Source organism: Variovorax pasteuri (assembly GCF_051216435.1).
GTDB lineage: Bacteria > Pseudomonadota > Gammaproteobacteria > Burkholderiales > Burkholderiaceae_C > Variovorax.
This window is the reverse complement of sequence record NZ_JBPJZS010000005.1, coordinates 196,288-215,663: the sequence shown is the minus strand read 5'-3', so window position 1 is coordinate 215,663 and position 19,376 is coordinate 196,288. Positions and strand designations below refer to the sequence as shown.

The window sequence follows — 19,376 nt, the reverse complement described above, 5'->3', positions numbered from 1 at the left end:
TTGTCCGTTCCTATTTCAGGAGTCCTGTCATGTCGTCTGTCAGCCGCACCTCACCGCTTGTTCGCCTTGCCCGTCTAGCAATTGCCGCATGGATGGCCGCACTCGCCCTGCAGCCCGCCAGCGCGCAGCCCCTGCCCCCGCGCAACGGTTTCCCGTCGCAAACGGTGAAGTTCATCTCGCCCTTCCCGCCCGGCGGCGGGAACGATGCGACCGCGCGCCTGGTGACCACGCGGCTGCCGGAAATCATGGGACAGGCCGCCGTGGTCGACAACCGGGGCGGCGCGGGCGGCAACATCGGCGCCAAGGCCGTGGCCGACGCGAAGCCCGACGGCTACACCCTGCTCACCTCGCAGGTGTCGATCATGGCCGTCAACCCCACGCTGTATGCGCAGGCCGGCTTCGACCCGGTCAAGAACTTCATTCCCATCACGCAGATCAATGCAGCGCCGCTCGCGCTGGTGGTCGATGCCAACTCGCCGCTGAAGAGCTTTGCCGACCTGGCCGCCAAGGCCAAGGCGAGCCCCGGCAAGGTGACCTATGCGACGCCGGGCAACGGCACGCTGTCGCACCTGGTCGGCGTGGTGCTGGCGAAGGACAAGGGCGTGGAAATGACGCACGTGCCCTACAAGGGCGCCGGCCCCGCGCTGACCGACCTGCTCGGCGGCCAGGTCGACGTGCTGGTCACCTCCACCGCGTCGGTGGCGGGCCTGGTGCAGAACGGCAAGCTGCGCGTGCTCGCCGTGACCAGCCCGCGGCGCATCGGCGTGTTCGCCAAGGTGCCGACGCTCGAGGAGCTGGGCTACGCCGGCGCGCGCTTCGAGGACTGGTACGGCTTCTTCGCACCGGCCAGCACGCCGCCCGAACGCGTGGCCTACCTGAACGAAGCCATCGTGCGCACCTTGCATCTGCCTGAAGTGACCAAGCTGGTGACGGACGGCGGCAGCGAGGTGGTCGCCAATTCGCCGGAAGCCTTTGCCGCGCAGATGCGCCAGGACATCGAACGCTGGTCGCGCATCGTCAAACTTTCCGGTGCCCGTGCGGATTGACCACGGATTGAAGCAACATGGCGGCCTGACCCCTCCCCGCGAACCCACCCCACGCGACCCATGACCACGCCCGACCCGCACAACGCGCCCCAAGACCTCGCACCTGGCACGCGACTCACGCGCACGGGCAAGAGCCCGTCGTATGCCGGCGGCTCGCCCGTCAACACGCCGCTGGTGCGCGCGAGCACCGTGCTGTTCGACAGCGTGGCCGCCATGCGCGACGCACGCGCGCGGCGCGACGACGAGCGCATCTTCAGCTACGGCGCGCGCGGCACGCCGACCACCTTCGCGCTCGAGGACGCGGTGAGCGAGCTCGAAGGCGCGCACCGCACGCGGCTGTTCCCCACGGGCCTGGCGGCCATCGGCATGGTGCTGCTGTCGTACCTGAAGCCGGGCGACCACGTGCTCATGTCCGACAGCGTGTACGAGCCCACGCGCAACCTGGTGCATTCGTTCCTGGAGCCCTACGGCATTCGCAGCACGTTCTTCGCGGCGGACGGCAGCGGCATCGAAGACCTGTTCGAGCCGACCACGCGGCTGGTGTATGCCGAGTGCCCCGGCTCGCTGGTCTACGAGATGTGCGACCTGCCCAGGCTGGCCGAGCTCGCGCATGTGCGCGGCGCGCTGCTGGCGGCCGACAACACCTGGGGTTCGGGCCTGCAGTACCGCCCGCTCGCGCTGGGCGCGGACATCTCGACGATGGCTGCGACCAAGTACCTGTCGGGTCACTCCGACGTGATGATGGGCACCGTCGCCACCACCGAGGCCGCATGGCGGCCGCTGAACGAACGCTGCGATGCGTTCGGCATGACGGTGAGCCCTGACGACGCGTGGCTGGTGCTGCGCGGCATCCGCACGCTGTCGGCACGGCTGCAGATGCACGAGCGCCATGCGCTGGAGGTGGCGCACTGGCTGGAGCAGCGGCCTGAAGTGGCCACCGTGTTCTGTCCGGCGCTGCCGCAGCATCCGGGGCATGCGATCTGGCGGCGCGATTGCAGCGGCACCAACGGGCTGCTGTCGATCGAGCTGCAGCCGGGCATCGAGAGTGCCGCGGTCGAACGCTTCATCGATGCGCTCACGCTGTTCGGGCGCGGCTCGTCCTGGGGCGGCTACGAAAGCCTGGTGGCGTGGACCCACATGCGCGCGGCGCGCAGCGTGACGGACTGGAGCGGGCGCGGCGCGGTGGTGCGGCTGCATGTCGGGCTGGAGGCACCGGCGGACCTGGTGGCCGACCTGGCGCGCGGCTTTGCGGCGCTCGCCAGTCCATCGGCCGCCTGACGTACGCCTGGCTCTGGCTTACCAGCGCACCTTCACGCCCAGGCTCGCCTGCACGCTGCCTTTGGTGCGCGTGTCCCCGCCTGAAGCCCACAGCTTGCCCAGCTCCGCATAGAGGCTGGTGCTCTCCGTGAGTTGCAGCGTGGCGCCGCCCGCCAGCTCGGTGCTGGTGCCGCCCGTGCGCGTGGCGATGTCGGTGTAGGCGGCCGGGCCCACGAAGCGGGTGATGTCCGTGCCGCTGCCGCTGCGGTACACGTTGAAGCGCACGTAGGGCTGCAGCAGGCCGGCGCCCGTCGCGATCTCGCCCTTGACCCGCACGCCGGCGCGCACCAGCCAGCCGTTGTGGCTGTTCTGCTGCACCAGGGCGCCGGCGATGCTGATGTCGTCCAGGCTCACGCGCTGGTGCACCAGCTGCAGCTGCGGCTCGATGGTCCAGTTCGGCGCAATGGCGAAGGCCTGGCCGACCTCGACGGAGGCCAGCAGGCTGTCGCCCTTGCCCGAGCTGCCGAAGCCCAGCGTGGGCGACACGGTGTAGCGGTGGCGTCCGGCCTGCAGCACGCCGTCGACGTACAGGCCGCCCTCGTTCTTCCAGGTGGCGTAGGCGCCCAGGTACTGGTTGCGCAGGTCGTTGGAGCCGCTCGCATAGTTCTGCACGCCGTTGGCGAAGCCGGTCACGCGCATGTCGCCGTCGAGCTGGCCCACGTACACACCCACGCGCCAGTTCGGGTCGGCCCACAGGTCAGTGCCGGCCTGGAAGCCGGTGAGGCGCCCTTCGCTGGTGGGGCTGACGGTGCCGGCCTGAGAGATGGTGCGGTCGGTGCTGATGATGCGGCCCCAGGCCTGGCGGTAGCCCTGCTCCGGCGAGGCGGTGTTGGCGCCGCTCGGGCCGTCGTCGCCCACGCGCTGGTGCAGGTTGCCCAGCATCGACAGGTTGGCTTGGCGCAGCTGTTCGGGCAGCGCCGCGTACAGGGGCACTTCGGTGCGATAGGTGGGCACGGTCGCGCCGTTGGCCGTGGTGGTGCTGGAGCGCAGGTACCAGTTCTCGCCCGCGCCGCTCGCGTCGGCGGCGTACAGCCGGTACTGGTAGGCGCCCGCATCGACGTGGCCGCCGGCCAGGCTGAAGGCGCTCTTGGTGGTTTGCGCGGTGGTGGTGGCGCCGTTCAGGGCGCTGATGATCTCGATGCCGCTGCCGGTGGTCAGCGCGCCCAGGCCGCCCAGGTTGACGATCTGCACGCTGGTCGTGCCGCTGGCAATCGCGGTGCTGCCGTTCAGGATGAGGCGGTCGCTCACGCTGGCGCTGTCGCCCAGCGCCGTGCCCAGGCGCAGCGTGCCGCCGTTGCCCACCCACGGGCCGTTGACCGTGAGGGTGGTGCCGGGGGCACTGCCCACCAGCGACACGACGCCGCTGTTGGTGACGGACGCCACGGCCTGGCTGTTGCCGGCCAGGTCCAGCGTGGCGCCAGAGGCCACCGTGAAGGCGCTGGCGCTGCTGAAAGTGTTGACCGCGCCGGCGCGCAATGTGCCGGCCGCGACGTTGGTGGCGCCGCTGTTGGTGTTGGCGCCGCTCACCGTCAGCACGCCTGCGCCGGCCTTCACCAGATCGCTTGCGCCGGAGATGGGCCCCGTCCAGCTCAGGCTGTTGCCGTTGGTGTCGATGGTGCCGGTGCCGCCCAGGATCAGTGCGTTGGGCACGCTCAGCCCGCTGGCCCCGGCGATCACGCTCGCGGTGGCGCCGGTGTCGATGGCAATGGCGCCCGACATGGCCGAGCCGGTGTTCAGCGTGAGGCTGTTGCTGCCGCCGGTGAATTCCACGGCCGAGGCACGGGTGACGCCGTCGCCACCCAAGCCGCCGGTGATGGTGCCGCTGTTGGCAAGCGCGAGGTTGGCGCCCGCCACGCCCACGCCCCCCACGCCGTTCGCGCCGTTGGGCCGGCCGTTGTTGTTGACGCCGCCGGCCCCGCCGGCACCGCCCGCGATGGTGCCGGTGTTGGTGATGGTCGCCGCGGTGCCGGTGGACGACAGGCCGATGCCGCCGTCGCCGCCTGCGCCCGGCGCGCCGGTGCCGGTCGCGCCACCGCCGCCCGCACCGCCGGCACCCCCTGCGCCGCCCGTGATCTGGCCGGTGTTGACCACGGTGACGGCGCTGCCGGCCAGCGTGGCACCGATGCCGCCCGCCCCGCCGCCGCCGCCCGAGGCGTTGAGCTGGCTGGGCAGCAGGTTGGTCCCGCCGGCACCGCCCGCGCCCGCCGCGATGGTGCCGGTGTTGGTGAAGGTGAGCCCTGGCGTCGTGCTGTTCAGGTAGAACCCGCCGCCGCCGCTGCCACCGCCGCCGGCCTGCGAAAACGCGTCGCCGCCGTTGCCGCCCGCACCGCCGATGGACGTGCCGGTGGCGGTGTAGCTGCCAAGGGGCGCGCTCAGGATCGAGCCGTACCCGCCGGCGCCGCCGCCACCGGCAGCCCAGTAGCCGTTGCCGCCCGCGCCGCCGGTGCCGCCGGTGGTGCTGTCGGAGGACGACGAGACGTTGTTCGCGATGGACGCGCCCTGGAAGCCGCCGCCGCCGCCGCCGCCGTAGCCATTGCCGTTGAGCGCGTCGCCGGTCTGCGCCTGGCCGGCGCCGCCGTTGTCGCCCTGCAGCGCGCCTGGGCCGACGACGTTGCTGGTGGTGCCCGCCGCCCCACCCGTGCCCGCGGTGGCGCCGAAGAACGTGCCGATGTTGGCCGCAGACCCCGCCGTGACGCCCGTGGGGGTCGACGACCCGCCGGCGCCGCCGCTCGCGTTGACCGTGGTGTCGTTGAGCCCGCCGGCGCCGCCGGTGCCGTTGCTGCCGCCGGCACCCGCGTTCAGTACCGGGTTGCCCACGGGCTGCCCGCCCGCGCCGCCGGCCGCCATTGCCGGGCCGGCACACGCCAGCACGACCGCCATGGCCACCGCGGTGCCACTGCCTGCGCGGGACGACCGCGCATGGCCGCGCGAGGTCTCAGGTGCGGCCACCCAGGTAGCGAGCGTTGGATTCCAAAGCGTCCGAAAGATCTTGTTCATGGTTTCAACTTGTTCGTTACCTGATCGGGCAGGCGCCCGCATGCAGCAGCAGCAATTGCTTGCCCCCCTCCACACGCTGTCGATTTCGAAATACAAGTCAAAAATGTAAGCACGCGTACCAAGCGGCGATATGCCCGAAACCGGGTACCCCTTCGTGGACCGAAATGCCGGTTTTGATCGCGCGCTGCGTCTCACGGACCGCCCTGGGTCGTGGCCGACCCTGAAGTGCATCAATGAGTAACCAATGTTTCTTGGTGGGTTCAAAAGTACCCAGTTGAAGGCGGTGGCGACGAGGCCTTGCGCCGGAAATGCCGCAGCCATCCAGCCCCCGCGCCGACGCCGCGGCACACCCCCGCGGCGATCAGGCCCGTCACTGCGAGCATGGCGGCGGTGTGAACGCCAACCGCCGCTAGCGCCAGCAGCAGCGGGCCCGGTGCGGCGAACTCGCGGGCCACAGGTGCGTCGCCCATGCACAGCGGCATCAATGCCGGCACGAGCATCAGGCCGGCGCCGTGCGCGGTGGAAATGATGAAAGACCAGAGCGCCAGCCCCGCCTGGCCGACGGGGCCGACGGGGCCAACGGGGCCAACGGGGCGAACGGGGCTTGCAGAAACCCGCCGCCTGCCTTTGCGCCCCGCCAGGTGAACCGCCGCCGCGACGGCGAGCAGCACGCCCGCCAGAACCTGCAGCAGCACGCGGTCCAGCGACTGCCCGAGCACCACTGCGGCAGCCACCAGCGCGACCGACGCGGCATGCCCGAGGGCAATGGGCACCAGCGCCCGCAGCGCCTGCGCCCGGTCACTCGACCGCAGTCCCCAGGCGGCGGCGAACATCCATCCGGTGGCGGGGTTCAGCCCGTGCAGCGCGCCGGCCCCGGCGACCGCCAGCCAAGGCCACAGGCTTGCCATGACGCTCTCGCGTGTGCGGGCGCGCGGCGCTTCAGGCGTGCGCGCCGCTGCAGCACGAACCGGCCGCGGCGTTCGGTTTCGCGGCCTGCACCGGCTCGTAGCGGTCGTGGTGGCGCACCCACTCCATCTTGTGGGGCACGTCGCGCTCGCCGCGGCCCCGGGGCACGAGGTCCATCATTGGGTACGCGCCCATCATCACTTCCACGCCGCGGCCATAGGTCGAGTAGGTGTGGAAGACATCGCCCGCGTCGTCCCTGTAGAACACGCTGACGCCGGGCGCCTCTTCCGCCGGGAAGGACTGCATGCGGTAGTTGTAGTCCACCTGGCCGGAGGCGAGTTCGTCGGGCGTGAAGCTCACGCCGAAATCGTAGTTGAAATCGCTGCCGTGCGACGAGACCCAGTCGAAGCGCCAACCCATGCGTTCGCGAAAGCGCTGGATCTGGGCCAGCGGCGCGCGCGAGATGGCGACGAAGCTGATGTCGCGCTGCGCCAGGTGCACGTTCATGCCGTCGGTGTGGTCCGCCATGAAGGAACAGCTTGGGCACCCCTGCGCCCAGTCCGGCCCCAGCATGAAGTGCTGCACCAGCAGCTGGCGGCGGCCGTCGAACAGTTCGGCGAGCGTGCGCCGGCCCTGCGGCGTGTCGAACACGTAGGGCTTGTCGACGCGCTCCCATGGCAGCGCGCGGCGCTCGCCGGCGACCTCGTCATGCAGGCGCATCAGCTCCTTTTCCCGCGCGAGCAGCGCCTTGCGTTCGGCCAGCCACCGCTCGCCAGTCACGACGGCATGGTTCGCGGTGTTTGTTTCGGTCACGGTTGTGTTCATGGAATGCTCCTTGTGACAAATGAATGCGCGGTCGGGTCGGGTCGGGTCCGTTCAGGCCCGCGCGGCCTTGGGGCGGCGCACGGCGCGCACCTTGCCGCTGTTACCGCCGCCGCAATAGAAGAGATCGGCCCCGTCGGACTCCAGCCCGCTCACGCCCACGCCGCTCGGCATCTCGAGCCGTTCGAGCACGACGCCGCTTTGCGGATCGATGCGGCGGATGTCGCTCTGGTCGCCCTCCCAGGTGCCGTGCCACAGCTCGCCGTCGACCCAGGTCACGCCGGTGACGAAGCGGTTCGACTCGATAGTGCGCACGACCGCGCCGGTCTCGGGGTTGATCTGGTGGATCTTCCGGTCGCGGTACTGGCCTACCCACAGGCTGCCCTCGGCCCAGGTGAGCCCGGAGTCGGCGCCGTGGCCCGGCGCCGGAATCGAGGCCATCACCTCGCCCGTGGCGGGGTCGATCTTGTCGATGCGCGAATCGGCGATCTGGTAGAGGTGCTTGCCGTCGAAGGCGGTGCCCGCGTCGCAGGCGACGTCGAGCGTGCGTGTCGGCTCGCTGCCGTGCGGATCGAAGGCGATCAGCTGCGCGCCCAGCGCGGCCCAGACGCGCTGGCCGTCATGGGTCACGCCGGCCACCTTGTCGCTGCCTGGGAAGGGACCGTACTCGCGCACGATCTCGGCGGGCTGCACGTCGGGCTTCGCCTTGGTCGGGGAACTGCGCCGGGAACTGTCGCGGGAATCGGCCGTGCTTGCATTGCGGGTCATCGTTGGCTCCTTGTGGTGCGCCGCGGATCGACGCCCTGGAGACAACTCTATTCAATCGGCAGCGCGGCGGGGAGTAACAAGATCGTCGTGAATCCGGCCAGCGGCGGCGCCAGCCAGCGCCGTGCCCGCGCCTGCCCGATCGCGCGCACGCGCCCCTCGGCCTCGAGCTCGGCCAGCGCGCGCTGCACCGTGCGCTGGCTGGCCCCCAGGGCCAGCGCAAGCGCCGAGGTCGACCAGGCCGCGCCATCGCTGAGCAGCGCCACCAGCGCGGCCTGCTCGCCGTCGATGGGCGGCGCCAGCAGGACCACGGCGCGTTCGGCCTGCGGCTTGAGCACGAAGCCCCGCGGCGTCGCCTCGATCCGCGCCATGGCCTTCAGGAGCGCGCGCAGCCGGCCGATCTCGACGCGCAGCCGTGCGCGATGCGTTTCGTCGGGCCGGCGGGTGCGGAATGCATCGGCGATCAGGCTTTCGCGATCGACATCGCCGGGCCACGCCGCGGCCAGCGCGCGCGCCAGCGCGAACAGCACCGGCCGCCGTGCAAGCGGCTGCCAGGCGCCACTCGCACCCACCCCGCGGCGGCAGGCATCGACCACCAGCGCCTCGGACGCCAGAAGGGCTGCGACCTCGTCGAGCCGCAGCGCCTGCTCGCCGCCGTCGACCAGGCGCCGGGCGGCCGGACGCTCGAGCACCGCCCGTGCCTCCGCCACCTCGGCCAGCAGCGCCGGCACGCGTGCGCGCTCGGCCGCGTCATGGGCGCGTGCGAGGGCCGTGCGCGCGGTGTCGATGTGCAGCGAGCGCAGCGCGAGTTCGGCGGCGCTGAGTTCGGCCACCGCGGCCAACGCAGGCGGCAGGCCGCGCGCGTCGAGCATTGCCAGCGCGGCCGATGCCTCGTCGAGGCGCCCGAGCAGCAGCAGCCGGCGCGCGGCAATCAGCCGTGCCTGCAGCGCATTCGCGTGATCGGCGCGCGCCTCGAGCGCGTGTGCCGCCGCGGCCAGCGCGCGCGGCGAGCCGCCGAGGTCGCGCATGGCCAGCGCCACCTCGGCCTCGGCGACGACGCAGCGCGCGCGCGCCAGTTCTTCGTGCGCGCCGAAGCCGCTGGCAGCGCGCCGCAACAGGGCGCGGGCGCGCGAGTGTTCGCCGAGCTGGGCCATCGCGATGCCGCGCAACGCCAGCGCCGGCGGGTCGTCGCGCAGCGCGACCCGCTTGAGCGCGCCGAGCGCATCGCCCGCAGCCAGTGCGCGGGCGGAAGCGGCGATCAGCGAGTCCATGCGGGCAGTTCGTTCGGCTCAGGCCTGCGCGGGTGCGGCGGCGATGAGCGGCTCCAGCTGGGCGCGCAGGCGCCGCACCGCGAGCTCATGGCGCAGCGTCTGCGCGCCGCGCCCGTAGGTCGCGGCCTTGCGGATCAGCCGCATCTGCTCGCGCTGCAGCTGCGCCTTCAGGCGCCGGGCCCGAAGGCCGAAGGTCCAGCCCATTTCCCGGCGCACCTTGTAGCGCGCCAGCGGGTCGCCCAGGCGCACCCACTCGTCGTCGCGGATCAGCTCGCGTTCCGGCACGAAGTACGCCGCCAGCGCATGCAGGTAGGCGCCGTTCTCGCGCGCGGCCACGCGCCAGAAGATGCCGGCCGCCACCACCGCGGGGATGCCCTTCACGGCCAGCAGGACGGCCATCTCGCCGTAGCCGTCGTCGAACAGGTCTTCCAGGAACGGCGAGTTCCAGACGAAGTGCATGGCCCACGCGAGCGCAAAGCACAGCAAGGCCACGGCGATGCGCACCGCCCTCGGGCGTTCCGGATGCAGCAGGTACCAGGCGACGCCGAAGGACGCGATGGTGGTGTAGGCCGCATGGCTCCACAGCCCGCTCATCAGGCCGCGCGTCAGCAGGTTGAGCAGCACCGGATACACCTGGTTCTCGAGCGGAAAGTGCATCGAGGCGTTGACGGTGTAGCTCAGGTTCTCGATCACCTGGAAGCCCAGGCCCGCCATGGCGCCGACGATGAGCACGGACAGGTAGGTCTCGAACTGGTTGCGCGCCACCAGCACCAGCAACATGACGCCGGCGATCTTCAGGAACTCTTCCGTGACCGGCCCCGCGATGGCCGGGCCCCACACCGCCGCGAACTCCGGCGACACCAGCTTGGCGCACAGGCTCTGGATGGCGATGTTGGCCGGTGCCGCAAAGTACAACGCGCCCATGCCGCCCCACGCAAAGGCCAGGATGTAGCCCTCCGGCGGATGCTGTTCCAGCAGGTCCAGCGTGCGAAAGGCGAGAAAGAAAAGCAGCGTGTACAAGCCCCACGCCAGCAGCCCCAGGAAGGCGGTGACCGGCACCACGCGAAACCCCATGGAGAACATGTGGACCGTGTAGAAGAGGCCGTTGACGATCAGCGCCGCCAGCACCCAGAAGGCCGCGCGACGGGGCTGGAAGAAGGAGTCGGTGCCGACCGGCCAGACACCCTGGTCCAGGGCCTGCGTATGCGCATGCGCGAAGACGGGCGTGTTCACTGCGGCTGTGCCTCCAGGTCCATCGAGTCGAGCATGCGCCGGGCGTCGGCCTGCGCTTCCTCCAGGCCGTCGTTGGCGCCGTAGAAGTCGATCTGCACGAGCGACTTGCGCGGCAGGTCGACCACCTGCCAGAAGCGCCCGGCCAGCTTCGCGCCGTAGTAGGCGAAGGTCTTGCCCTGCAGGCCCCAGGACGTGACGAAGTCGGACACGTCGCCGTCGATGGTCAGGCCCTGGCCGCGCTCCATGAGCCGCTGCTGCCGCACCATGGGCCCGTCGGGCCCGCCCTCCCACTGGCCCGTGGTGACCAGGAACTTGTGGGCGCCCTTGAACAGCATCAGCGACCTGCCGGCCCTGGAGCGCGAGACGTCCATCTGCCATCCTTCGGCGGGCACGAACCGGGCCTGGCCGACGCCCACCGTTTTCCCCTCCGCCAGAGGACGCGTGCCCGGCGTGTGGCGGTCCCAGAAGGTGAGGCCGCCCACATAGGCGGCAATGGCAAGAAGGACGGCGAGCGCGCCGGGCCAGGTGCGATACGGGATACGGCGTGACGGCTCGTGCATGCTTTGATCCTGCCATACGATCGGCCGTGCCTGCCTTGCACCGAAGCCCTTCGAACACCCCCACCCTGCCCCCCTCCGCATGACCAACCTTCCCTCCAGCACCGCAGCAGACCGCAACAAGCAGCCCATCCTCGACGTGTTGATGCAGACGCTGGGCGCACGGGGCACCGCGCTGGAAATTGCCTCGGGCACCGGCCAGCACGCCGCCTGGTTCGCGGCTGCAATGAGCGGATGGACCTGGCAGCCGACCGATGCGGACGCGCGCATGCTGCCCGCGCTTGCAAGCCGCGTTGCGCAGGCCGCGCTGCCCAACCTGCTGGCACCGCTGCTGCTGGACGTGATGTCCCCGCAATGGCCGTCGCAGGACGATGCGTTCGCTGAACGCTTCGACGCCGTCTACTGCGCCAACATGCTGCACATCTCGCCGCCGGCCACGTGCGCCGCCCTGATGGAAGGGGCCGCGCGGCACCTGCTGCCCGGCGGCTTGCTGATCACTTACGGACCGTACTTCGAAGACGGCACGCCGGCGCCAAGCAACGTGGCGTTCGACGAGAGCCTTCGCGCACGCAACCCCGCATGGGGCATCCGCCGGCTGGAGGACGTGAAGGCCCAGGCGCGCAGCTCAGGGCTCGTGTTGCGCGAGCGGCACGCGATGCCCGCGAACAACCTGCTGCTGGTCTTCGGTTCCTAGCGGGGCACTGCCGGGCACGCCCTGCGCGATGCCACTGGCCCACGACGCCACGAGGCCCTGCGTGCGCGCGCGCACTTCGGGCGCGGCCAGGCACGTGGCGACGGCCTCGTACCCGGGCGATCCCGCATAAGGCGCGACGCGCATCGGCCGGCTGTGATTGGCGGGGCACAGCAGGATCGACGCGTCCGCGCCCACCGCCGCCAGGTCCAGGATCACGCAGGAGCGCGTGAGCAGGAACAGGGGCCGGGCCTCGGGCCCGCGCCGGCGCAGGTGGGCGGCCAACGCCTGCTGGGTCGCGTGGTCGAGCCCCTGCTCCACCATGTCGACGACCAGGACGGCCGGGGCCTCGGCTTCCAGCGCGGCCAGCAAGACGGTCAGCGCGCCGCACACGGTGGCGCCATCTTCGACGAGCCAGGCCATCGCCTGATCGACACGCGAGCGCAGCGCGGGATCGGCATCGATCCGCGACGCGGCAACGCCGTTCTCCAACCGCTCCAGCCCCAGGAACGCGGCGTCGGGCAGGGTCTCGGCCAGGCGCAAGGCCAGCCGCGTCTTGCCGCTGCCCAGCGGGCCGACGATGTAGTTCAGCGAGCGGACGTCGCGCCACTCGAACCGTTCGCCGCCCCACGGCCAGGGCAGCGCGAACTCGATGCCGAGCGCCGGCGCCGGCGGCAGCAGGCGCGTCAGCTCGCCGACCGTCGGCGTCCGGCCGGCGGCGAGGTCCGTACGCAGGCTGCGGACCTTGTCGAGCGTGACCTCGAGCTGCCGCGCACGGCCTTCGAGCAAAGCCTGGTGCGCCGCCAGCGCGGGCTCCAGGCCCTCGGCGTCGCCATGCAGCACACGCGCCACCTGGGCCAAGCTGAGGCCGAGCGCGCGCAGGGCCACGATGTCGGCGCCACGGGCCATTTCCTCGGGGCCGTAGGAGCGCCATCCGGCCGCGTTGCGCGCCGGGGCGACCAGGCCGCGCTGCTCGTACAGGCGCAAGGCCTTGGCGGAAACACCGAGCCGTCTGGCGGCTTCGGCGGGGTTCAGGAATCGGGCGGAAGGGGTCACGGGCATCACCTCGGGGTTGGACGGGAGACCGCCTTTATCGAGGTGGCCGCAGGGGCCGGGTCAAGAGGACAGGGGTCAGTCGCACGGCTGAAACCGCACGCACTCGGTGGCCGGGTGGAGCGCCGTCACCGTGTTCTCCGCGTTCACACGCGCCGAGGTGAACTTGACCCACGCGCCTTCGGAAATGCCGGCCAGCAGCGAGGTGTCGAGCACCCGGAAGGTCTGCACGGTGAACGGGAGCTTGGCTCTGGGCAGCAGCTTCAGCCGCACGTAGGTCTTGCCGCCCGGCTCTTCATGAACGGACCTGAGGCGCGCCCGGGTGAAAACCTGCCCGGCCTGGGCCGCGGGCGCTGCGCCGCCGGGTTGGCCGGGTTGGCCGGATGGGTCAGGTTGTGCAGAAGCACTCGCGGTGAAGACAAGGCCGATGCCGGCGAGAACAAGGCTGTGCAGCGCAAGCGACATGGGGCGGGCTCCTCGAGGCAGGGGGTTGAAGTCGAGCCCCTGCATTCTGGCGCAGCGCACGCCGCAGCTCACGCCACCTTCGGCTCCGGAAGAATCGCGGTCAGCGCAAAGTCGATGAGGTAGAGCCACGTGGCCTCCAGGCCCATGATGCTGTGATGGTCCGAGCCGGGCACCGTCTGCACCTGGATCGGCGTCGGCCAGGCGTTGATGAGTTTGGCGGAGCGCTCGGGCAGCACCACATCGTCGTGCTCGGCCAGCAGCACCTGCGTCTTCGCCGCGACCTCGCGGCTGTGCTCGAGCGAGTTGAACTGGTGGCGCAGCAGCAGCGACAGCGGCACCAGCGGAAAGCGCTTCTTCGCCACCTCGAGCATCGAGTCGTAGGGCGTGACCAGTTGCAGGCTCTCGAAGGGCTGGCGCGCCACGAGCTGGATGGCCACGCCCGTGCCCAGGCTGCGGCCGACCACGTGCAGCCGGGCCTGCGGGAAAGCGCGGCGCAAATGGTTGGCGAACTGGCCCGCGTCCTCGACCGAAGCGATCTCCGACGGACGCCCCTGCGAGTCGGCCACGCCGCGGTAGTTGAGCGCGGCGAAGCCGAAGCCTTCCGGCAGCCAATGCAGCATCTGCGCCGTGGCGCGAACGTCTTCGCCCCGGCCGGCGAAGTAGATGAACAGGTCCTGCAGCGCGTCTTCGCCCTGCGGGTGATAGACGTAGCCACGCACCATGCCGCCGGGCACCGTGTGCGAGTAGGTGGAGAAGTCCTCGGACAAGTGGACGACGGGCAGCTTGCGGGCATTGAACAGGATGTCGCCCTGGCGCGTGGCGAGCAGGGTCCAGTACGCTGCGAGGCTGCCGATGGCAGCGGCCGACGCCGACAGTGCGATGCGAAAGACTTTGTTGGATGACAAGTGGCGGGCTCCCCGGGAATGACTGGCTGGTTGGGGGCCTAGTTTCGCCGGGTTGCAGCAACCCCGCGGCGGGGCGGTGGAAAGCCGGCTGCGCCTGCCGTGTTCAGCGGTTCGTGCAACCGAAGTTCGCCGTCTCGTTCATGCCCGCCGCATCCCGCGTCGATGCACAGCCGATGCCCCCAGCGCGAAGGCGGCAGCGCGGCCGCTGAACGCGCAAGTTGCCAGGAGCCGCGCCCCTATCGGCCCAGGTGCCTGTCGAAGAAGCGCGCGATGTCGCCGAAGGCTTCGCGGGTTTCGGGTGCGTCGGGGTTGATGCCGTACTGCGCGTGCGACTGGCCTTCGTACACGTTCAGCTCCGCCTCCACCCCCGCGCGGCGCAGCTTGCGGTGCGTGCGCACGGTGTTCGACAGGAACAGGTCGCGCGTGCCGCTGGTCAGGATGGCCGGCGGAAAGCCCTTGAAGTCGCCGTAGATGGGCGACAGCTGCGGGTCTTTCAGGTCGCGTCCGCCCGCATAGAGCAGCGCGGCGCGGCCCAGCCAGCCGTCCCAGGTGACGAGCACGTTGTCGACCCATTCGTTGGTCTGGTAGGTGTCGCCGATCTTGGCGATGTCCGACCACGGCGTGCCCGGTGCGATGGCCGCGGGCAGCGGCACGTTCTCGGCCTTGGCGCGCAGCACCAACGCCAGCGTCATCGCGCCGCCGGTGGACGTGCCGAACACGCCCATGCCGCGTGCGCGGTTGGTCTTGAGCAGTTCCTTCCACACGGCCATGGCGTCGTCCATGGCCGCGGGGTACGGGTAGTCGGGCGGCATGCGGTAGTCGACCGAGACCACCTTGTAGCCGCCGATGCTCGCCAGCAGCATCGCCTCGGGCAGCGCGGCCTCGCCGGGGCCGAACACGTAGCCGCCGCCGTGCACGTGCATCAGCAGGCGCCGCTCGTTGCCCGGCGCGAACCTGGCCGGCGTGACGACGAACACGTTCACCCCTGCGATCTTCGTGGCCAGCACGCTCACGCCGAGCTTCTGCTTGAGCGCGGGAATCGCGGCGATCACGGGCGCGGCGCGGCTGTTGACGAGCGCCTTCCACTCGGCCGCGTTCTTCGGGTCCGCGTTGAAATGCGCCGGGTACGGCCCGGCAATCAGCGCCTGCATCTGCGGGCTGACCTCGTTGGTGGGTGCGGGGCTGACCTGCGCGGGAGAGCGCCGCGCGCCGGGCTGCGCGTTGGCGGTGCCTTGGGCGGTGGCCTTCTCTGCAGAGGTCTGCGGGACTTGCGAGCAGGCGCAGAGCAACACGGCCGCGAACAGCGCCGCGAAGTGAGGGATCCGGGGGTGCATGGGTTGTTCCTGTCTGGGTGGGTGCGTTGGCATGCTCTCACCGCGACGGCACGCGGGGCCTCCGTTCAAACCCCACCTGTGCCGATGAACAGCAGGCGAAGTGCCGCAGCGCGCGACCCTCAGTGCGCGGCGCCCGGGATGGTCTTTTCGCAGTACGCGAGGAACTGGTTGATTTCTTCCGACTTGTCGAACACCGCGTCCGCGCCCAGCCGCAGGCAGGTGGCCCGGTTGCCGGGCGACGCCGCGTTGGTCAGGGCCACCACCACGCCCTTGCCGATGCCCTTTCCACCGCCCTTACCACCGTCCTTGCCGGCCCCCTGCCCGACGACCCTGCTGGCCTGCATCTGCGCCACGGCGGCGAGCACCCCCAGCCCGGAGCCTTGCGCCAGCGTGAGGTCGACCACCAGCAGGTGCCAGCGGCCATCGTTGGCGCGAAGCCATGCCAGCGCCTCGGCCTCGGAGGGCGCCCAGCCCATCACCTGGGCACGCAGGTAGGCCTCGATGACGACCTTCAGGCTGTCCTGCACCAACGGGTCGTCCTCGACGATGTAAACGGCAAGCTTCATGGCAAGCACGGTCGGGCTTTTGCGGGCACGAAACTGTAGGCAGAAGGCGCTTTCATTTGTTGGCCGGACGGCCTTCGCGGCGGCGCACCCGCGCCACAATGTCGGCTCCCGCAGTCCTCCCACAGAGACCAGAGCCCGCACCTCCCATGCGCACCCCCACCTTGTCGGCCCGCCTGTTGCTGGTTGCCGCTGCGGCGCTCCTGCCCCTGGCGGTCGTCTGCGGCTTTGCGCTGCACGGGTTGCTCCAGGTGCAGCGCGAACAGACGCAGGCGTCCACGCTCGGCGTCGCCCGGGCGCTGGCCACCGCCGTGGACAGCGAACTGCGGCTGACCGTCGCGGCGCTGCAGGCGCTCGCGCTGACGGAGCCGCTCGGCGCCCCCGAGGCGTCGGGCCTGGTGGACGCCCTGCTGCTGGCCAAGGCGTTGCGCGCCTCGCACCTCGAGTGGCGTGGGGTGCTGCTGGTGACGCCCGACGGCAAGATCGTCTTCAGCACCGAGGGCGCCGTGGGCGGCGCGAGCAACGAAGTGGTCGAAGCCGCGAGCCTGGCGCAGGTGGTGCGCACCGGCCAGCCGGCGGTCGGCCCGCTGATGCCCGGCAAGAAGGGCAACCTGGCCTTCGCGGTGCGCGTGCCGGTGGTGCGCAACGACGAAGTGCGCTACGTGCTGACGGCCATCGTGCGGCCCGAGGCCATCTCCGCGGTGCTCACGCGCCAGCGCGTGCCCGAGGGCTGGGCCGTCTCGATCTTCGACTCCAACGACCTGCGCGTGGCACGCTCGCGCGACGACGAGCGCTTTCGCGGCCAGGCCCCGAGCGACACGCTGCGCGAACTGCTCGGCTCGCGCCGCGACCGCCAGGAGTTCGTGGGCACCACCCGCAACGTCGACGGCACGCATGTGCAGACCGCCGTGTCGCGGCTGGACTTCGCCCCGTGGACGGTGGCGCTCGGCGCCCCGACCGTGGTGGCCGAGGACGCCTTGCGCCGCACGCTCATTGCCTACGGCAGCGGCTTGCTGATCTCGCTGCTCGTGGGCGGCCTGGCCGCCTGGTGGATGTCGCGCGCCATCACCCGGCCCATGGCCCGGCTGCGCAAGAGCGCCGATGCGCTCGGCCTCGGCCAGCCCGTGACCGATGTGCATTCCGGCATTGCCGAGATCGACGCGGTCGGCCGCGCCCTCGCCTCGGCGGCCGGCCAGCGCCTGCAGCACGAGGCGGAACGCGAACGCCTGCTCGGCGCCGAGCGCGACGCCCGCACCGCGGCCCAGGCCGCGCAGCTGCGGCTGGAGCGGCTGGTGAGCGCCAGTGCGGCGCTGTCGCGCTCGCTCGAGGAAGACTCGACGCTGCGCGCCATCGCCGATGTGATCGTGCCCGAGGTGGCGGACCTCTGCCGCATCGACCTGCTCGACGAGCACGACGTGCTGCAACGCAAGCTCACGCACCACGCCGACCCCGCGCGCGGCGCCGACATCGCGCGCATGGTGAGCACCCGCGAGGCCACGGCCGACACGGTGGGCTCCTTCCCCTGGGCCATTGCCACCGGCCGGACCTTTCTGCACAACCTGGACGACCCGGGCCTGGTCGAGCGGCTCGACCCGCAGCTGCGCGAGTTCGTGCAGACGCTCGGCATCACGGCCGGCTGCGTGGTGCCGCTGGTGGCGCGCGGCCGCACCATCGGCGCCATGGCCATCCTGCAGGACCGCTCGTCGCAGCGCCGCTTCAAGCCGGAAGACGGCGCGCTCATCGGCGAGCTGGCGCAGCGTGCGGCACTGGCGCTGGACAACGTGCGCCTGCTGGCGCGGGCGCGCAGCGCGCAGGCCCAGGCCGAAGTCTCGAGCAAGGCCAAGGACGAGTTCCTCGCCATGCTGGGCCACGAGCTGCGCAACCCGCTCGCGCCCATTTCGCTGGCGCTCGCGCTGATCGAGCGGCGCGACGAGAAGGCGTTTCCCCGCGAGCGGCAGATCATCGAACGGCAAGTGAAGCACCTGTCGCGGCTGGTGGACGACCTGCTCGACATCTCGCGCATCGTCTCGGGAAAGATCGTGCTGCGGCCCGAGCGGGTCGACCTGCGCGACACCGTCGCCAAGGCCATCGAGCTGACACTGCCCGCGCTGCAGGCGCGCGCCGGGATGCCGCGCGTGTCGCTGCCCGATGCGCCGGTGCCCGTGCAGGGCGACCCGCTGCGCCTGGCGCAGATCGTGGGCAACCTGCTGAACAACGCCGCGAAGTTCACCGCACCCGACGCACGCATCGACATCGCGCTGCGCACGGACGGCCACCATGCGGAACTGACCGTGGCCGACGCCGGCATCGGCATCGCGCCCGAGCTGCTCGCGCAGGTGTTCGAGCGCTTCGTGCAGGGCACGCAGCAGCTGCAACGCGCCGCGGGCGGCCTCGGCCTGGGCCTGGCCATTGCGCGCAGCCTGGTCCGCTTGCATGGCGGTTCGATCACGGCGCACTCCGCCGGCCAGGGGCAAGGCAGCACCTTCACCGTGCGCCTGCCGCTGGCGCCGGCCGAGGCGCCGGCGCAGTTGCCCGCGCCCGGGCAGGCCCCCGAGGTGCGGCCCCGCCTGCGCCTGCTGCTGGTCGACGACAACCGTGACGCGCTGAGCGTGCTGGCCGAGTGGTTCACGCTCGAAGGGCACCAGGTGACGACGGCGGACAGCGCGGAAAGCGCCCTGCCGCTGCTGGACGGCCAAGACTTCGATGCGGGCATCTTCGACGTGGGGCTGCCGGGCATGAGCGGCCACGACCTCGCCCGGCATGTGCGTTCGCACGCTGGCCGGCGCGGCATGGTGCTGCTCGCGCTGACCGGCTACGGCCAGGAGTCGGACCGCGGCAAGGCGCTCGACGCGGGCTTCGATGCGCACTTTCCCAAGCCACCGGACCTCGCGCAGATCCAGCAGGCGCTGTACCGGCGCTAGCCGCGCCAGCCGCGCGCCGCGGCCCGCGCCAGGACCGAGCGCACCACCAGGCGGTGGAAGGGCGAGATGACAAAGAGGTACACCCGCCCGAACAGGTTGTGGCAGTGCACGGCCGTGGTCATGACCAGCTCGCGCCCCTGCCCGTCGGCCGACGCGCGCTGCAGCAGCGAGGCCCTGAAGTCGAGGTGCCGGTCCTCTTCGCCGACGACCAGTTCCTTGGGGTGCCGCGCCACGATGGGAAAAAAGTCGATGTGCGTGGCTGAGCCGCCGCGGCCCAGTTCCTGGCGGATCCGCGCCGAAGTCTTGACGCCGAACGGGCCGACGATGGCGTCCCTGCAGGCCAGCAGCGCGCGAAACCACGGCGCGGGGTCGCCGAGCACGGCGCGCGCCAGCGCCTCGGTGTCTTGCGGCGCGCCAGCCGGCAGCGTGATCGCGAAGGCGTCGGCAAGATGCGCGCCGGCGAACAGGTGGGCGATGTCGCTTTCGGCGGGAAGGGCCACGGCTCTCACGGGGTGCTGGGTCATGGGCGC

General features: G+C 71.3%; 17 protein-coding genes. 4 read left to right on the top strand and 13 right to left on the bottom strand.

What is annotated here, in order from left to right; genetic code table 11:
- Positions 1 to 92 precede the first annotated feature (92 nt).
- Positions 93 to 1,046 (top strand): Bug family tripartite tricarboxylate transporter substrate binding protein, encoded by a 954-nt coding sequence (locus ACSFBM_RS19995; RefSeq protein ID WP_435485932.1) that lies wholly within the window; start codon positions 93 to 95, stop codon positions 1,044 to 1,046.
- 60 nt (positions 1,047 to 1,106) lie between these two features.
- Positions 1,107 to 2,324 carry a cystathionine beta-lyase gene (gene metC, locus ACSFBM_RS19990; protein ID WP_435485931.1) on the top strand — a complete coding sequence of 406 codons (1,218 nt, stop codon included), beginning with the start codon at positions 1,107 to 1,109 and terminating at the stop codon, positions 2,322 to 2,324.
- Positions 2,325 to 2,342: 18 nt separating this feature from the next.
- On the opposite strand, the gene ACSFBM_RS19985 is transcribed toward metC, so the two are convergent.
- From ACSFBM_RS19985 to ACSFBM_RS19955, 7 genes are all read right to left on the bottom strand, one after another.
- The gene (locus tag ACSFBM_RS19985; protein WP_435485930.1) at positions 2,343 to 5,360 is read right to left on the bottom strand and encodes an autotransporter outer membrane beta-barrel domain-containing protein; all 3,018 of its coding nucleotides are present in this window, start codon (positions 5,358 to 5,360) and stop codon (positions 2,343 to 2,345) included.
- 260 nt (positions 5,361 to 5,620) lie between these two features.
- Complete coding sequence (locus tag ACSFBM_RS19980; RefSeq protein WP_435485929.1) at positions 5,621 to 6,268, bottom strand: hypothetical protein; 648 nt, start codon at positions 6,266 to 6,268, stop codon at positions 5,621 to 5,623.
- Positions 6,269 to 6,299: 31 nt separating this feature from the next.
- On the bottom strand, positions 6,300 to 7,091 hold the full coding sequence (locus ACSFBM_RS19975) for a DUF899 domain-containing protein (protein ID WP_435485928.1): 792 nt from the start codon (positions 7,089 to 7,091) through the stop codon (positions 6,300 to 6,302).
- A 51-nt stretch (positions 7,092 to 7,142) separates the two neighbouring features.
- Positions 7,143 to 7,856, bottom strand: coding sequence for a Vgb family protein (locus tag ACSFBM_RS19970; RefSeq protein ID WP_435485927.1), 714 nt, complete (start codon positions 7,854 to 7,856; stop codon positions 7,143 to 7,145).
- A gap of 47 nt (positions 7,857 to 7,903) precedes the next feature.
- Entirely contained in the window at positions 7,904 to 9,124 is a 1,221-nt protein-coding gene (locus ACSFBM_RS19965) for a helix-turn-helix domain-containing protein (RefSeq protein WP_435485926.1), read from the bottom strand.
- Positions 9,125 to 9,142: 18 nt separating this feature from the next.
- Entirely contained in the window at positions 9,143 to 10,357 is a 1,215-nt protein-coding gene (locus tag ACSFBM_RS19960) for a PrsW family intramembrane metalloprotease (RefSeq protein ID WP_435485925.1), read from the bottom strand.
- Entirely contained in the window at positions 10,354 to 10,917 is a 564-nt protein-coding gene (locus ACSFBM_RS19955; RefSeq protein WP_435485924.1) for a hypothetical protein, read from the bottom strand. The genes ACSFBM_RS19960 and ACSFBM_RS19955 overlap by 4 nt, the downstream gene beginning before the upstream one ends.
- Positions 10,918 to 10,996: 79 nt before the next feature.
- On the opposite strand from ACSFBM_RS19955, the gene ACSFBM_RS19950 reads away from it, so the two are divergent.
- Positions 10,997 to 11,608: a DUF938 domain-containing protein gene (locus ACSFBM_RS19950; protein WP_435485923.1), complete on the top strand. Its 612-nt coding sequence runs from the start codon at positions 10,997 to 10,999 to the stop codon at positions 11,606 to 11,608.
- On the opposite strand, the gene ACSFBM_RS19945 is transcribed toward ACSFBM_RS19950, so the two are convergent.
- The 5 genes from ACSFBM_RS19945 to ACSFBM_RS19925 all read right to left on the bottom strand — a co-directional run bounded on the left by ACSFBM_RS19945 (position 11,540) and on the right by ACSFBM_RS19925 (position 15,928).
- Positions 11,540 to 12,661, bottom strand: coding sequence for a MerR family transcriptional regulator (locus ACSFBM_RS19945; protein ID WP_435485922.1), 1,122 nt, complete (start codon positions 12,659 to 12,661; stop codon positions 11,540 to 11,542). The genes ACSFBM_RS19950 and ACSFBM_RS19945 overlap by 69 nt on opposite strands.
- Positions 12,662 to 12,736: 75 nt before the next feature.
- Entirely contained in the window at positions 12,737 to 13,123 is a 387-nt protein-coding gene (locus ACSFBM_RS19940; RefSeq protein ID WP_435485921.1) for a hypothetical protein, read from the bottom strand.
- A 68-nt stretch (positions 13,124 to 13,191) separates the two neighbouring features.
- A complete protein-coding gene (locus ACSFBM_RS19935) occupies positions 13,192 to 14,028 on the bottom strand; it encodes an alpha/beta hydrolase (protein ID WP_435485920.1) in 837 nt (278 codons plus the stop codon).
- A 236-nt stretch (positions 14,029 to 14,264) separates the two neighbouring features.
- Positions 14,265 to 15,362 carry an alpha/beta hydrolase gene (locus tag ACSFBM_RS19930; protein WP_435485919.1) on the bottom strand — a complete coding sequence of 366 codons (1,098 nt, stop codon included), beginning with the start codon at positions 15,360 to 15,362 and terminating at the stop codon, positions 14,265 to 14,267.
- A 119-nt stretch (positions 15,363 to 15,481) separates the two neighbouring features.
- Entirely contained in the window at positions 15,482 to 15,928 is a 447-nt protein-coding gene (locus tag ACSFBM_RS19925) for a hypothetical protein (protein WP_435485918.1), read from the bottom strand.
- A 146-nt stretch (positions 15,929 to 16,074) separates the two neighbouring features.
- Between ACSFBM_RS19925 and ACSFBM_RS19920 the strand changes: the two genes are divergently transcribed.
- Positions 16,075 to 18,846, top strand: coding sequence for an ATP-binding protein (locus ACSFBM_RS19920; RefSeq protein WP_435485917.1), 2,772 nt, complete (start codon positions 16,075 to 16,077; stop codon positions 18,844 to 18,846).
- Here ACSFBM_RS19920 and ACSFBM_RS19915 read toward each other — a convergent pair.
- On the bottom strand, positions 18,843 to 19,370 hold the full coding sequence (locus ACSFBM_RS19915) for a DUF2867 domain-containing protein (RefSeq protein WP_435485916.1): 528 nt from the start codon (positions 19,368 to 19,370) through the stop codon (positions 18,843 to 18,845). The genes ACSFBM_RS19920 and ACSFBM_RS19915 overlap by 4 nt on opposite strands.
- Positions 19,371 to 19,376 lie beyond the last annotated feature (6 nt).

Coding starts and splice junctions, on each gene's coding strand:
- ACSFBM_RS19995 (WP_435485932.1), top strand. CDS start 93: ATGGCCGCACTCGCCCTGCAGCCCGCCAGCGCGCAGCCCCTGCCCCCG.
- metC (WP_435485931.1), top strand. CDS start 1,107: ATGACCACGCCCGACCCGCACAACGCGCCCCAAGACCTCGCACCTGGC.
- ACSFBM_RS19985 (WP_435485930.1), bottom strand. CDS start 5,360: ATGAACAAGATCTTTCGGACGCTTTGGAATCCAACGCTCGCTACCTGG.
- ACSFBM_RS19980 (WP_435485929.1), bottom strand. CDS start 6,268: ATGGCAAGCCTGTGGCCTTGGCTGGCGGTCGCCGGGGCCGGCGCGCTG.
- ACSFBM_RS19975 (WP_435485928.1), bottom strand. CDS start 7,091: ATGAACACAACCGTGACCGAAACAAACACCGCGAACCATGCCGTCGTG.
- ACSFBM_RS19970 (WP_435485927.1), bottom strand. CDS start 7,856: ATGACCCGCAATGCAAGCACGGCCGATTCCCGCGACAGTTCCCGGCGC.
- ACSFBM_RS19965 (WP_435485926.1), bottom strand. CDS start 9,124: ATGGACTCGCTGATCGCCGCTTCCGCCCGCGCACTGGCTGCGGGCGAT.
- ACSFBM_RS19955 (WP_435485924.1), bottom strand. CDS start 10,917: ATGCACGAGCCGTCACGCCGTATCCCGTATCGCACCTGGCCCGGCGCG.
- ACSFBM_RS19950 (WP_435485923.1), top strand. CDS start 10,997: ATGACCAACCTTCCCTCCAGCACCGCAGCAGACCGCAACAAGCAGCCC.
- ACSFBM_RS19940 (WP_435485921.1), bottom strand. CDS start 13,123: ATGTCGCTTGCGCTGCACAGCCTTGTTCTCGCCGGCATCGGCCTTGTC.
- ACSFBM_RS19930 (WP_435485919.1), bottom strand. CDS start 15,362: ATGCACCCCCGGATCCCTCACTTCGCGGCGCTGTTCGCGGCCGTGTTG.
- ACSFBM_RS19925 (WP_435485918.1), bottom strand. CDS start 15,928: ATGAAGCTTGCCGTTTACATCGTCGAGGACGACCCGTTGGTGCAGGAC.
- ACSFBM_RS19920 (WP_435485917.1), top strand. CDS start 16,075: ATGCGCACCCCCACCTTGTCGGCCCGCCTGTTGCTGGTTGCCGCTGCG.
- ACSFBM_RS19915 (WP_435485916.1), bottom strand. CDS start 19,370: ATGACCCAGCACCCCGTGAGAGCCGTGGCCCTTCCCGCCGAAAGCGAC.